Annotated in this window: 11 protein-coding genes; 3 read left to right on the top strand and 8 right to left on the bottom strand. The window is 66.0% G+C overall.

The annotated features are described in order from the left end of the window. Nucleotide 1: 1 nt before the first annotated feature. From SARO_RS18550 to SARO_RS18525, 6 genes are all read right to left on the bottom strand, one after another. On the bottom strand, nucleotides 2–520 hold the full coding sequence (locus tag SARO_RS18550; RefSeq protein WP_011906782.1) for a nuclear transport factor 2 family protein: 519 nt from the start codon (nucleotides 518–520) through the stop codon (nucleotides 2–4). Between the two features lie 4 nt (nucleotides 521–524). Further along, the gene (locus tag SARO_RS18545; protein WP_011906781.1) at nucleotides 525–1,946 is read right to left on the bottom strand and encodes an aromatic ring-hydroxylating oxygenase subunit alpha; all 1,422 of its coding nucleotides are present in this window, start codon (nucleotides 1,944–1,946) and stop codon (nucleotides 525–527) included. An 88-nt stretch (nucleotides 1,947–2,034) separates the two neighbouring features. Then, nucleotides 2,035–3,231 carry a cytochrome P450 gene (locus SARO_RS18540; protein WP_011906780.1) on the bottom strand — a complete coding sequence of 399 codons (1,197 nt, stop codon included), beginning with the start codon at nucleotides 3,229–3,231 and terminating at the stop codon, nucleotides 2,035–2,037. A gap of 153 nt (nucleotides 3,232–3,384) precedes the next feature. Beyond that, nucleotides 3,385–4,146 carry an SDR family oxidoreductase gene (locus SARO_RS18535; protein ID WP_011906779.1) on the bottom strand — a complete coding sequence of 254 codons (762 nt, stop codon included), beginning with the start codon at nucleotides 4,144–4,146 and terminating at the stop codon, nucleotides 3,385–3,387. 11 nt (nucleotides 4,147–4,157) lie between these two features. Continuing rightward, entirely contained in the window at nucleotides 4,158–5,234 is a 1,077-nt protein-coding gene (locus SARO_RS18530) for a nuclear transport factor 2 family protein (protein ID WP_011906778.1), read from the bottom strand. A 77-nt stretch (nucleotides 5,235–5,311) separates the two neighbouring features. After that, the gene (locus SARO_RS18525; protein WP_011906777.1) at nucleotides 5,312–7,669 is read right to left on the bottom strand and encodes a TonB-dependent receptor; all 2,358 of its coding nucleotides are present in this window, start codon (nucleotides 7,667–7,669) and stop codon (nucleotides 5,312–5,314) included. A 174-nt stretch (nucleotides 7,670–7,843) separates the two neighbouring features. Here SARO_RS18525 and SARO_RS18520 point away from each other — a divergent pair, with 174 nt between their 5' ends. The 3 genes from SARO_RS18520 (at nucleotide 7,844) to SARO_RS18510 (ending at nucleotide 9,776) form a co-directional block, all read left to right on the top strand. Next, the gene (locus SARO_RS18520; RefSeq protein ID WP_011906776.1) at nucleotides 7,844–8,518 is read left to right on the top strand and encodes a TetR/AcrR family transcriptional regulator; all 675 of its coding nucleotides are present in this window, start codon (nucleotides 7,844–7,846) and stop codon (nucleotides 8,516–8,518) included. 123 nt (nucleotides 8,519–8,641) lie between these two features. Continuing rightward, nucleotides 8,642–9,328 carry an SDR family oxidoreductase gene (locus tag SARO_RS18515; protein ID WP_011906775.1) on the top strand — a complete coding sequence of 229 codons (687 nt, stop codon included), beginning with the start codon at nucleotides 8,642–8,644 and terminating at the stop codon, nucleotides 9,326–9,328. A gap of 13 nt (nucleotides 9,329–9,341) precedes the next feature. Next, complete coding sequence (locus SARO_RS18510) at nucleotides 9,342–9,776, top strand: nuclear transport factor 2 family protein (protein ID WP_011906774.1); 435 nt, start codon at nucleotides 9,342–9,344, stop codon at nucleotides 9,774–9,776. Between the two features lie 67 nt (nucleotides 9,777–9,843). Here the strand turns inward: SARO_RS18510 and SARO_RS18505 are convergent, their stop codons facing one another. Together SARO_RS18505 and SARO_RS18500 are read right to left on the bottom strand one after the other, a co-directional pair. After that, nucleotides 9,844–11,211, bottom strand: coding sequence for an alkaline phosphatase family protein (locus SARO_RS18505; protein WP_011906773.1), 1,368 nt, complete (start codon nucleotides 11,209–11,211; stop codon nucleotides 9,844–9,846). A 2-nt stretch (nucleotides 11,212–11,213) separates the two neighbouring features. Beyond that, entirely contained in the window at nucleotides 11,214–13,514 is a 2,301-nt protein-coding gene (locus SARO_RS18500) for a TonB-dependent receptor (RefSeq protein ID WP_011906772.1), read from the bottom strand. Nucleotides 13,515–13,540 lie beyond the last annotated feature (26 nt).

Genomic DNA, 13,540 nt, shown 5'->3' with positions numbered 1-13,540 from the left:
TTCACGCGGGCCAGTCGCGGGTCTGGCTGAAGTCGGTTCCGCGCCTTCCCGGCCGGACGAGCGGGTTTCCTTCGAGGAAACCATCCGCGGCCGGGTCGGTACGCGCCCAGTCCACTATTTCCCGGCGGCGGCTGATGCGCCACTCGCCATTCTTGCAGGTGTATTCGTCGACATAGCGTCCGGCGACGACGAGGTCCTTGGGCTCGCCGTCCTCGCGGGTGCGGTGCCATGCGTAGAAGTACACCTCTCCGCTGGCCTTGTCGCCATTCACCGCGATCTGCGCCTGTCCGATGATGTGCTGGCTGCCGTCGAGATCGCCGAGGAACCCTTGCGCGAACGAGACGAACTCGTCCGCCGTGCCCTGCATCAATCCGCAGTCCACCCAAGCATCGTCGTGGAAGGCGCTGCGGTGGAGTTCGGGGTCCAGCCGGTCCTGCCCGCGCATGTAGCGGCACAGCGCGTCTTGGATGTCGCGCCGGGCGCACAGGTCGCGCACTTCCGCTTCGAGGTCGAATGCCATCGGGTCAGCCTTCCGCCGCAAGGTACTTGTCGACCACCATCTGGAAGTGGCGGATGCGCGATTCCTGGTAGTTGCCGAGCTGCTGGACGCCGGTCGCGCTGGCGCGGAAACCGGCCTGCTGGGCGCGCAGGTTGTCGGTGTCCTGGTCGTAGACGTGGCCCATCGCCGGGTCGAAGCCGGGGGCGGTGACATAGCTCTCGTTCTCGGCCACGCGATAGGGCTCGGGCGGTTCGGGTGCGCGGCCGTCCTGCGGGTTGGGTCGCAGGAACAGGATCTCGAACAAGGTGCGGTTGGGGTCGAGCCCGATCGGACGGAAGCGATAGACCATCGGCAGCGAAAGGCCGGGGAACAGTACCATGTTGGGGAAGACATGGTATTCGATCGTGTCGATCATCTCGCTGTCCGAGACGTTCGACAGGTCGCACTTGTAGGCCTCGCCCATGACCTTGCGCAGATGGCGGGCCATGACGGTGCGCGCGGTCTCGCCGGGGCCGACGGTGAGGCCCTCGCCACGCGAATCCTTGTCGCCAAGGATCATCGTGGCGAGGAGCTCTTCCTCGCTGAGGGGTCTGGCGAGGTGGGGGGAGTTTACGCCGCTGGCGGCATAGAACCGCGTGACCGTGTCGGAATGGCAGTCGTACTGCACGTTGGCATCGCCCACGCCCTTGAGGAGCTGGGGGTGGGTTTCGAGCACGTGGTAGGATTCGAGGAACGCTTCCTGCGCCGTCTTCCAGTTGCAGGGCAGCTCCTTGGCGACGTGCACCGCGACATAGCGGTTCGCGATGTCCCAGTCCCTGAAGTGTTCGGGCAGGGGAGCGAGGAATTCGTCGAGGCTCGGCCCCTCTTGCGACGGGTTGATGAACACGAACCCGCCCCAGTGGCCGACGCGGGCTTCGGGGAGGTTGGACTTCTTCGCGTCGACGTGGCGGAAGTCCCAGGCGCAGGGGACCGAGGCGAGGGTGCCGTCGTTGTTCCAGGTCCAGCCGTGGTAGGGACAGCGCAGATTGTCGCCCGAACCCACACCCTCGCCGCGCTTGAACTTGGTCGAGCGGTGGAGGCAGGAATTGACGAAGGCGCGGACCGACATGTCGTCCTGCCGCACGACCACGTAGGACAGGTGCGCGACTTCGTAGGTGTAGAAGTCGCCCGGTTCGGGAATGTGATCCTCGCGGCAGACCCACTGCCAGGTCTTCTTCCAGATCTTCTCGATCTCCTGCTCGAAGATCGACTGGTCGAAGTAGCGATCCACCGAGACCGGCTCGCTCCCCAGGTACAGCGGCTCTTCCATCGCCAGGACCGGTGGCGGGGGAATGAGGTCGCCGGCGACGATCTGCTGGACGCTGGGCGCATCCGGGCAGCGGATGGCGGAGAGGTCTTCAGCCTCTGCCGGCTCGGGCAGGCCGTGGGGATTGATGGCGTCAAGCATCGGGTCTCTCCGGGGTGCCGCACTAAAACCGGCAGCATTGCCTGTTTTATGCCGCACTCCCCCGAGTCGCCTCAACCTAGTCCTTCCGCTAGGTATTCCAGACCAGTTCCACGCGGCGCAGGGCGCCGACGATTCCGGGCACGGGCGAGAGGTCCGAGTTCGGCCCGAGCGCGAAATCGGGGATGCGGCGCAGCCATTCCTCGAGCGTGATCGCCACCTCCTTGCGCGCGAGTTCCTGGCCCGGGCACATGTGCGGGCCGGAGCCGAAAGTGGAATGGCGCGCGCGCTTGCGCGACGGATCGATGGCGAGAGGATCGGGGTTCACGCGCGGGTCGAGACCATGAACCTGGGTCGGGATGGCGATCATGTCGCCGGCCTTCAGGTGAACGCCGTGGAACTCGATGTCGCGGCGCACCTCGCGGGCGATGGAGACAAGGCCGAAGCGGCGGAACAGTTCATGGACGACGGGCAGGATGTCCGCGCCGCGCTGCCGGAGATCGGCCCGCAGGGCGGGGTTCCCGGCCAGCTCGCGCATGATGAAGCCGAGCACGTTGACCACGGTATCGAGCCCCGCGATCAGCACCTGCGTGACGACGGACAGCGCTTCGTCACGGGTGAGGCGGCGTCCATCTCCGAGGTCGGCGTTTATCATCGCGCTGATCATGTCCTCGCCCGGCGTCTCGCGCCGGGCATCGACCAGTGGGCCGACGTAATCGAAGAAGACCGCCTTGGCCTCGTCGAAAGTCATGTCCATGCCGGGGCGGGTCATGCATTCGGCCCAGTGGCGTATCCTGGGCGCCTCGGATGCTTCGATGCCGACGAGCGCCATGAACACCCGGATCGGGAACTGCTCGGCATACTGGGCGGTGAAGTTGCAGTGCCCTTGCGCCGCGAAGCCCTCGATCAGGTCCACCGCGGTCTGGCGGATGCTCTCGGAAAGCCCGCGTATCGCACCGGGATTGAGATGCGCGTTGAGGAGCTGACGGTACGGGCGGTGCTCGGGCGGGTCGATGGTGGTGGGGATCAGGCCGTGCATCTCGCCCACTGACTTGGGCAGGACGATGATGCGCGAGGAGAAGCGTTCGGGGTCCGACTGGACTTCCTGCAGGGCCTCGCCACCCAGCGCGATCCAGTGTCCCTCGTTGCGGGGCGTCCAGACGACGGCGGGATTGCCGGCCGACAGATCGCTCCACGCCTTGTGGAACCCGTGTTCTGCAAGGCCGGGCGGCATGTAGATGTCGATATCGACGACGCGGTCGGCGGGTACGTGAGCGGGCGCTTCCATGGCGGTAATCCTCCTCGTGCTGTTTTGCCCGCGATCATGCGGCAGCACGGGGGTCTTGGCGCTTGGCGATAAGGATAGGGCCGGGAGGGACAGTCCGAGCTGCCTTTTCCCGCCCCGCGCGCCTCAGGCCCCTGCGCCTCAGGCCCCTGCGCGTCAGGCCATCGTCTCGCCGTTGTCGATGACGATGTTGGTGCCGGTGATGTGGCGGCCATCGTCGCAGGCGAGGTAGAGGACCATGTTCGCGATGTCGATCGGCTGGCCCATGCCGTGGTTGTGAGCCTGGTCGAGCCCGGCGTTGTCGGCGGGCAATTCGGCGAGCGCCTGTGCGGTCATCGGGGTAACGATGCCGCCCGGCGCGATCGAGTTGCAGCGGATGCGGTAGCCCTGTTCGCGGCAGTGGACCGCGATGGAGCGGGTCATGCCGATGATCCCGGCCTTGGCCGCGGCGTAGGCGGGGATCGCGCTGATGCCCTTGATGCCGCCGACCGACGCCATGTTGATGATCGAACCCGAGCCGTCCTTGCTCATGTGCGGGATTGCCGCCTTGCAGCCGAGGAAGGTCCCGCCTGCCATGACATCGGTCTGGAGCTTGTAGTCGTCCCACGAGAGGTCTTCGACCGTGCCGAAGCGGACGAGGCCGGCGTTGTTGACCAGCGTGTCGAGGCGGCCGAAAAGGCGCAGGGTTTCGGCCACGACCTCGCCCCAGCGGGCTTCATCGCGCACGTCCTGCTTCAGGAACACGCAGTTCGGAATTTCGGAAGCGACCTTCTGGCCGAGGTCTTCCTGCATGTCGGTGATGACGACCCGCGCGCCTTCGCGGGCGAGGACGCGAGCGTCCTCTGCACCCAGGCCCGACGCGCCGCCGGTGACCAGTGCCACCTTGCCGTCCATTTGCCCGTTGGCCAATTTGCCCATGGTGTCTCTCCTTATGCCGCCCAGTGGGCGTAGATCGGGTCTTCGTGGCCGAAGCAGCCGCGGATGCTGAGCGCCTCGTAGAAGCCGTCGCGTTCCATCGTCGAGGGGTGTGAATGGGTCCAGTCGGCGACGAAAGTGCGGCTAAGGATCAGCCACTTGCCGTCGCGCCGGACGTAGCGGTCGATATAGCGGCCGCCGGTCAGGATTTCGGTGCCTGCCTGGACCATCTGGGCCAGGGCATAATGTTCGCCCACGGCCTCGTCGCCGCGAACCTCGATCCATTCGTTGGCGACCGAGTGGAAGCACATCTCGAGGTTGTCGCGCACGAAGGCGGTGATATCGCGCGCGAAATCCTTGCCCGAGCCGTTCACGACACCCGAGATCACGGTGGAATCGTCGGTGAAGATCGAGGCGAGAAGATCGGCGTCGGCGCGGTCCACGCCGCGCGCATAGGCCATGCACAGGTCGTGGATCTCGGCGCGGGCAAGCGCGGCGTCGAGCGCGGCTTCGCGGGTTTCAGGTGCGGACATGGCAGTGTTCCTCGAACCGTTGGGGCGGGCGCAGGCGGCGTGGAAGGCAAGCAGCGCGCGGCCCGGATCGGCGGCGCCCTTGCCGCCGGCGGGCACGAAATGGGCAAGGCCGACGGGCGGATCGGAGCGCGCGGCGGTGGATGGCCGGTTGACGTTGCCGTCGAGCACGTAGGTGCGGTGGACGAGGCGCCATTCGTCCTCGCCGGCTTCGTTCGTCCGGCATTCGTGCCGGTCGAGATAGCGGCCGAAGACCCAGCGTTGCAGGTCCGCCTCCTCGACATAGGCGATCACGCTTGATTCCGAGATGGCGCGGCGGCCATCGACCCGGATCCAGCAATTGGACGTGCGGTGGAGCGTGGGCAGGGCAGTTTTCTGCGCGCCTGCCAGAATGTCGACCAGGGTTGCGGCCGGGCCCGCGAAGAAGCCGTAATCGACCGTGGCGCCGGGATGATAGGCAGAGCCGAGCAGGTTGCCATCGGCGCGGTCCACCCCGCGGCTGTGGTTGGCCAGGGCGTTGAGGATGCCGTGGCGGGCGATGAGATCGTCGGGTGTGACCATTGTCCTCGGGCTTCTTGCGAAAAAGAGCCCCGGTCGCGCTGGAGTTGTCGACCGGGGCCAGGGAGGATCTCAGGAGGTCAGAAGTTGTAGCCGACCGAAACGCCGAACTGGCGCGGCGGTGCGTAGCCGACGAGGCCCATGTAGCCGGGGCTGTCGTAGACGGTGGAGATATAGCGCTTGTCGAACAGGTTCTTGCCCCACAGGCCGATCGAGTAGCGCTTGTCCGGGCCGTACCAGGTCAGCATGCCGTCGACGTAGTAGGTCGGCTGGATCGACGAGCGCGGGGTGTTGACCACGGCAGTGTAGAACTTCTGCCCGGTGTACATCCAGCTTACATCGGCAACGATCGAGTTCCCGTTGTCCATCGTCTTGGTGTAGTTGAGGCCAAGCGTCGAAGCCCACTTCGGCGCGTTCTGGAGCGCGTAGCCCTTGAGGTTGAGGTACTCTTCCGCGACCGGATCGAAGTAGAGGAAGCTCTTGTACTTCGTGTCGAGGTAGGCGAGCGAGCCGCGCAGGGTGAGGCCTTCGAACGGGATCGCCTGGACTTCAAGTTCGAAGCCCTTGATCTCGGACTTGGCGGCGTTGAGGATGCGGTTGCCCTGAGTGTTGGTATCGGGATCGAAATAGATCTGGGCGACCTGCATGTCGCGGTAATTGGTGTAGAACACCGCGAGGTTGGTGCGCACGTGGCGGTCGAGGAAGTCGGCCTTGAGGCCCACCTCGAAGGTATCGACCTTTTCCGGGCCGTAGGGCGTGTCGCCGTCCGACGCGGTGCCGATGCGGCCGGTGAAGCCGCCCGACTTGAAGCCGCGCGCCCAGCTTGCATAGACCATCTGGTTCTGGCCGATCTCGTAATCGAGGCCGAGCTTCCAGCCGACGTTGTCCCAGCTCTTCTTGCCGCCGACGTCGATGTCGTGCGGGCCGGTGCGAAGGTCGCGGCCGACCTGGAGAGTCTCGCCATCGACGACGATGGTCGGGATGATGGCCCAGTTCGGATCGGTGAGCGCGGGCGCGCCGACGCCGTAGTCGAGCGTGGAGCGGGCGTTCACGCTGTCATGCGTGTAGCGCACGCCGGCCGACAGCTTCAGCTGGTCGGTAAGCTGGGTGTAGGTCTGCAGGAAGGCCGAGAACGATTCCGTGCCCTGGTCCTGTTCGTTGTACTGGACGAGGCCGGGAAGGGCGAAGTCCAGGTGGTACATCTGGTAGTGGTTGTAGTGCGTCTTCAGGTAGAACAGGCCCGCGACGGCGTTGAAATTGTCTCCCGCCTCGAAGGCGCTGCGCAGTTCCTGGCTGAACTGCCAGCCGCGGGTGCGGCGGCGCGTTGCGTTGTTGGTCTTCGCGGTGCCGTCCTGGTCGGTGTATTCGAACAGCGTGAAGCGCTTGTAGCCGGTGATCGCGGTGATGTCGCCCAGCGGGGTGTTGTCGTACTGGATCGTGCCGACGAAGAACTTCGTCGTCATGTCCGACTGGTCGGGCACTTCGTTGTTGCCGGAGTAGTACTTGTCGGGCGCCTTGCAGGGCTGGCCCTCGACCGAGCAGGGGCTCTGGTACATCGGCAGCTTGGCGCCGTTCCAGAACGTGCCTTCGGGAACGTAGTTGCCTTCGCCGGGCAGGCCGCCGTTGACGACGATGGGCGCGCCGTTGCGCGCGGCGACGTATTCACCCTGGAGCGTGATCCTGAGATCGGCGTTGGGCGTGATGTAGAGCTGGCCGCGCACCGCATCGACGTTCTTGCGGCCCATGTCTTCGCCGTTCCACACGTTGGTCGTCCAGCCATCGCGCTGGGTGTGGATGCCCGAGACCTTGAGGCTGAGGGTGTCCTCGACCAGCGGCGCTTCCACGGCGGCGCTGATGTCGAAGCGGTTCCAGTTGCCGTAGGTGCCCTTGACGTAGCCGTCGAACTTGCCGTCCGGCTGGTTGGTCACGACGTTGACGACGCCGCCGGTGGTGTTTGCGCCGAACAGGGTGCCCTGGGGACCGCGCAGGATCTCGACCCGGTTGGTGTCGTAGGTGTCGAGCAGCGCGCCCATCGAGAAGAACTGCGGCACGCCATCGACCACGATCGACACGGTGTTGCCGGCATAGGGATCGGGTTCGATCACGCCGATGCCGCGAATGGTGAAGACCGCGTTGTTGGGCGTATTGGCGAAGTTGTCGATCTGGACGTTCGGGACCGAGCCCTGAAGTGCCTGGAGCGTGGTGACGTTCATTGCCGAAAGCTGTTCGCCGCCGACCGCCGCGATCGAGATCGGCACGGTCTGGATGCTTTCCGCCTTCTTCTGCGCGGTGACGATGATTTCGCCGATGCCGCCGGTGGGCGCATCAGCGGCCTGGGCCTGATCGGGCGCGGCCTGCGCCATTGCCCCGGCGGGAACAGCCGCGAGCGCGATGGCGGAAAGACCGCTCATCAACTGGATTGCACGTGACACTTTCATTGCTTTCCTCCCCTCCAAGGGCCCCGGCGTTCGCGCCAGTCACCCGGTCCTGAACAGACTCGCCAATAACAGGCGATGCTGCCGGTTTTATCTGCCAGAGCCAGCCGATCCGGCTACTCATCCTTTTGTCAGGAGGTCTTGCCGAGGTGCGGAAGGCATGACAGGAGAATGTATATGGCCGGTTCGACGATGCAGAAGCGCATGCTCCAGGCAATGCGCCCCAGCGCGATGGAAGAAGGGGAGCCCAAGCGCTGGCAGCAGCGCAAGTCGGCGCGCACCCGCGAGAAGATGCTCGAGGCGGCGGTCGACTGCCTGGTCGAGGGCGGATATGCCGGACTGACGACCGCGCAGGTGGCCGAGCGCGCGCAAGTTTCGCGCGGGGCCATGCACCACCACTTCGCGACGCGGATGGACCTGGTGGCGGCGGTGGTCGAGCACATCTTCTACCAGCGGATGCGCGTGTTCCTCGACGATTACATCGCCGCGATGGCGCAGAGCCGGGGCGCGCTGCTGATCGACCTTGCCACCGACGCGCACTGGCGCAGCGTGCAGACGCGCGAATATGCGGCCTACCTGGAACTGGCGGTGGCGGCGCGGACCGACCACGAACTCAATGCCGCCTTCGAACCCGCCGCCCGCCGCTATGACGAGGTGTGGACGGCGGAGATGATCGAATCCTTCCCGCAGTGGCAGGACCAGTGGCAGGCGATGAAACTGGGCAGCGATTTCGCCATCGCGGTCCATTCGGGCCTGCTGCTGCACCGGCCGGTGCTGGGGCCCGAGCGCATCGAGCAGGTGCTCAGGCTGACCATCGCGACGGTGCGCGGGCTCTACGATCCGATAACCTGAGGCGCAAATCCGGCCGGACTGCCGGTTGCTCTCCGAAAGACCAGTATGCGCGCCGCGTCGGAGCGGACAGACATTCAGCGAAAGCCCCAGCGCCCGGCGCGGGGCAGAGTGGGAGATGATCTAATGGCAACCGTTGCAATCACCGGCGCAGGGCGCGGCATCGGCCTGGAGTTGGCCCGCCAGCATGTCGAAGCGGGCGACCGGGTGCTGGCGCTCGTGCGAGATCCCGCCGGCGCGAAGACCCTGGCGGACCTCGCCGCGGCATCGGCCGGCAAGCTTACCGTGCACCGCATGGACGTGGGCGACGATGCGTCCGTCCGTGCGGGCGCGGCGGACACCGGCAGCGAGCCGGTAGACGTCCTCTACAACGTCGCCGGGGTCAGCGGGCCCGAAGGCGCGGAACTTGAAAGCGCCGACTGGGATGCCTGGGACGAGACGTTCCGGATCATGGTGCAGGGGCCGCTGCGCGTGCTGCAGGCATTCCTGCCGCGACTGGGCGCCGGCGCGAAGGTCATCAACATCTCGAGCCAGCTTGCCGCTTCGACCTGGCCCTATGGCGGTTACTATGCCTATTCGGGCGCGAAGGCGGCACTGAACCGCATGATGCGTTCGGTCGCCATCGACCTCAAGGACCGTGGCGTGATCGTCGGGCTGGTCCATCCCGGCTGGGTGCAGACCGACATGGGCGGCGAAGGCGCCGACATCACTCCCGCCGAAAGCGCCGCCGGCATCCGCAAGGTCGCTTCCGACTGGACGCTCGAGCGTTCCGGAGACTTCCTCAAGTGGAACGGCGAAGAGCACGCCTGGTAAGGAGCGCGACACGATGCCGTTCACAGGACCGATCGAGGACCGCACCGCGATCCGCGAACTGATGGATACCCATGCCCACGGGGTGATGGCGCTCGACGCCGAGCTGTGGGGTTCGATCTGGGCGGAAGACGCCTATTGGGAGCTGCCGGAATATCCCGATCTCGGCGGCTTTTCCGGCAAGGCGGCGATTGTCGCCGGCTGGGTCGAGTCGATGAAGTACTACGGCCTCGACAATTGCACCAAGCAGATGGTCTATTTCATGCAGCCCGGCTCGATCGAGGTGGAGGGCGATACGGCGAAGGCGGTGGCTTATACCATCGAGATCTTCGACGATCCCGGCTCGGGCAAGCGCATCCACGCTACCGGTCGCTACGACGACGAACTGCGCCGCATCGATGGCGCGTGGAAGTTCACCCGCCGCTCCTATCGGACGGTGTTCGCGGACTGAACTGGCCGGACGCCGCCGCCCCGGTGGGACCGGGGCGGCGCGGTCTCGACGCATTCCCGTTTCCGCGTCACTTTCCGAGCGGGATGGCCTTTGCTTCGGCGCCGGGCAGCTCGGCCCCCATTGCCTTCGCCAGTGTCGGTGCGATCGCGCGCATGTCGATCTCGCCAAGGTTGCGTGCCGGGGCGACGGACTTGCCCATCACCAGAAAGGTCGAGCGCATTTCCGGCATCGCCGGGAAATAGCCGTGCATGCCCTTGTAGCGCGACGGCTTGGCGAGTGGTGCATCGGCCGCGAAGTTGCCCGCCAGTGCGCCGGGCTTCAGGTCGACATAGAACGATGCCTGAGGGTTTGCGCCCAGCCGCGCGATGTCGGCCTTGCCGATGACGCTGGCGATGCGGGCCTGCGGATCGGCGGCGAGGCCGGCGAGCAGGGCCTCTACCCTGGTGACAAGCGCGGCGTCGTCCGGCCGCGCAAGCACAACCGCGATGGAGCCACCCGACGGCCATGGCATCGCTTCCCAGGAAGCAACCTTGCCGTCCGGTCCCAGCGCGATCAGGCCCGCGTCGATGAAGGGGCGGAAGAGGTTGACCTCGGTATCGGTCGCGACGAAGCCGTGATCGCTGACGACGGCAATGGTGGCATCGGGACGTGCTGCCAGTTCCGCCGATACCAATGTGCCGACCGCCGCGTCGAGCCGTTCGAGAACGGCATTGGCCTGCGCTGACCCCGGACCGAAAAGATGCTCCTCGTGGTCGAGCGCGGCCAGATAGACGGTGACGAAATCGGGCTTCTTCGTTTCGATCAGGCGGGCGGCGAACCTGGCGCGGGTCTCGTCGCCGGCGATGCCTTCGTCGATGCCATCGGCATAGGCGCCGCAATCGTGTTCGAGCGCGTCATAGAGGCCGTCCGTGGACAGCGCGCGGACGAGCTTGCGGTCGTCGGCGTGGCCAGAGCGCCAGATCTGGGGAAGGTTGTAGGACAAGGCCTTGACGCCGACGCTCACCGGCCAATGGACGTTGGCGGTGGAAAGCCCGGCCTTGTGGGCTGCATCCCACAGGGTGCCCGTCCTGATGTCCTCGGCATACCAGTACCAGCCGCCATAGTTCACCTGCTTCGGATCGAAGGTCGTGTTCGAGACGATGCCGTGGCGCGCCGGGGCGACGCCCGTGATCAGCGTGGTGTGGCTGGGATAGGTGACCGTGGGCAGGTTTCCGGTGACGCCGGTGGCGTAGCTGCCTTCCTTGAGGAAACGGCGCAGGTTGGGGATCTTGAGACCGCGCCGTTCGGCTTCCAGAACGTCGCCGGGCCGCAGGCCGTCGATCGAGATGAGCAGGACCGGCGTCGTGCGGGTCGCGGCGCTCGCCGCGACGGGCGCCGTGCTGCCAAGCAGCACGACGCCCGCGACGAGGGCCTTTGCGGTCGAAAGGCCGCGCATTGTCAGAACCCCGCCTTGAGCGTGACGAAGACCTGGCGCGGTGCGCCCGCGAGCAGGGTCTGGTTGTCGCCGCTGAAGCCGAAGCCGTTGGACCCGATCGTGGCGACGTAGCGCTTGTCGAACAGGTTCACGGCATTGAGCTGCAGTTCGACCGGCTGGCGCTGGCCGATGTCGAGGCGGTAGCCGATGGTCGCGTCCACCAGCGCGCGGCCGGGGACCGACTGGTCGTTGAGGTAGGTGAAGTAGCGCTTGGACATGTAGTTGACCCCGACGCGGCCGAACACGGTCTGGCTGTCATACGACAGTTCGCCGCGCAGGAGATGCTTTGGCGTGTCGACGACGGTCTTGCCAGCGGTCGCGCGGACCACCGTGGTGCCGCCCGCGGTGATGGTCACGTCATCGCGGTAGGTCGTGTCGTTGTAGCTGTACGAAGCGAACGCGCCGAAGCCGCCGGGGAGCTTCACGTCCACCGCCGCCTCGATGCCGAGTGCGCGGACCGAGCCGACGTTCTGCAGCACGTTGGCCGAGCCGACGACGCCGACCGAAGTCGGGATCACCAGCAGCCTGTCGCGGAAGTTGACGTAGTAGCCTGCGAGCGAGGCGTTGATGACGCCGGTGTTGTAGCGCAGGCCCGCCTCCCAGGTGTCCGAGCTTTCGGGCTTGAGTTTGTCCTTGATCGCATTGAAGCCGGCCTGCGTGGTCGAGAACGGGCCGCTGGTGGCCGATGCCTGGTAGGCGCGCGTCACCTGGGTGAAGCCCGCGAAAGCCTCGAGCCCGTCACCAAGCTTGTAGTTCAGGCCGACGTGCGGCTGGAACCAGTCCTCGACCTTGATGTCGCCGGTGGCGAGGCCGCTGACGTTGACCAGCGCGAACGCGTTGGTGTCGACCGAATAGCCCTTCCAGCCAAGGTTCACCTTGAGATCGCCGAGGTCGACGTCGTCGGAGACGTAGTATTGCAGCGTGTCGGTCTCGAAGGCGATGGACCACTGCGTGTAGAACGGGTTGTGCTGAAACTTCAGGTGGTCGCGGCCGGGGTTGGTCCGGCTCTCATAGGCATAGAACTTGCGCGACTGGATGAAGTCGTTCTTCTCGTACCAGCCGCCGACGGTGAGTTCGTTGATGCCGAACGTGCCCGAAAGCGCGGCGAACACGCCCTTGCGCTTGATGTCGTATTCGGTGGTGCGCAGCGCCATCGGCACGCCGGTGGGGCTGTTGACGTATGGGCTGCCCCACGTGCCCTGGCCGTCGTTCTCGTGGTAGTAGCCCTTGACCTTGAAGGTCAGCGCATCGCCCAGCGGCGTGGTGAGGCCGAGCGAGGCGAGGGTGTCCTTGCGCAGGCCCGAGGCATCGTAATAGGCATCGTCCGCCGAAGCGATCGGGCTGGGGTAGGTGGTGCCCGCCGCGGCGTTGAGCGGGGCGGTGCCGGTGTCGCCGCGGTTGGCGGCGATGTCGGCCACGCGGACCGCTTCGGCATAGCGCGAGGGGCCGAAGTTGTCCCAGTCATAGCCGAGACGCTGGATCATCGCGAGGCTGAGATCCTGGTAGTCCTGCTCGGCGCGGTCGGAATAGCTGACGTAGCCGTCGAGTTCGGTACCGCCGCCCAGCGGGAGCACGCCCTTGGCGTTGACCATCAGCGTGCGCTGCTTGCCGTCGCCCTTCCACTTTTCGCCGTCCTGGTACTGGACCGAAGCGAAGGCGCGGGCGCCATCGGTGGTGCCCAGGCCAATGCGCGCAAAGCCGCGCCAGGTGTTTTCCGAACCGTAGGATGCGCTGGCGGTAACGCCGAGGGCGTCCTTGGGATCGATCGAGAAGAACTCGAGCGTGCCGCCGAGATTGTTGGTCGACTGCGCGGTGATCGAGCCGGAGCCCTGGCTGACGCGGGTGACGCCGATGTTCTCGGGGCTGATCGCGCGGCTGATGTGCAGGCCGTTGGCGTTGCCATAGGACATGTCGCCCAGCGGGATGCCGTCGATGTTGAAGCCAAGCTGGTTCTGGCTGAAGCCGCGAATGGTGACGCGGGTCGACCATTCATAGGTGCCGAAGGCGTCGGCGGACTGGAAATTGACGCTGGGCAGCTTCTCGATCGCCTTCAAGGGGCTGGTGCCCGAGGCGAGAATGGTCAGCTCCTGCGTGGAAAGTTCCTGCACCTGCCGGGTCTGTCCCTGGCCCATGACGACGATTTCGGCGGCGGCCGCATCGGAAATGGCTTCAGGGGCGACCGGTGCAGGTGCGGCTTCTTCGGCGGCGAAGGCCGGGGCGGCGACAAGCGAAGTGCTGGCGAGCAGCACGGCGACGATACGCATGATTTGATCCCTCATGCCACTTGAGT

Source organism: Novosphingobium aromaticivorans DSM 12444, from assembly GCF_000013325.1.
In the GTDB taxonomy this organism is placed as follows: Bacteria; Pseudomonadota; Alphaproteobacteria; order Sphingomonadales; family Sphingomonadaceae; genus Novosphingobium; species Novosphingobium aromaticivorans.
The sequence above is the reverse complement of the archived record's forward strand: the minus strand, read 5'-3'. Positions and strand labels throughout refer to the sequence as shown.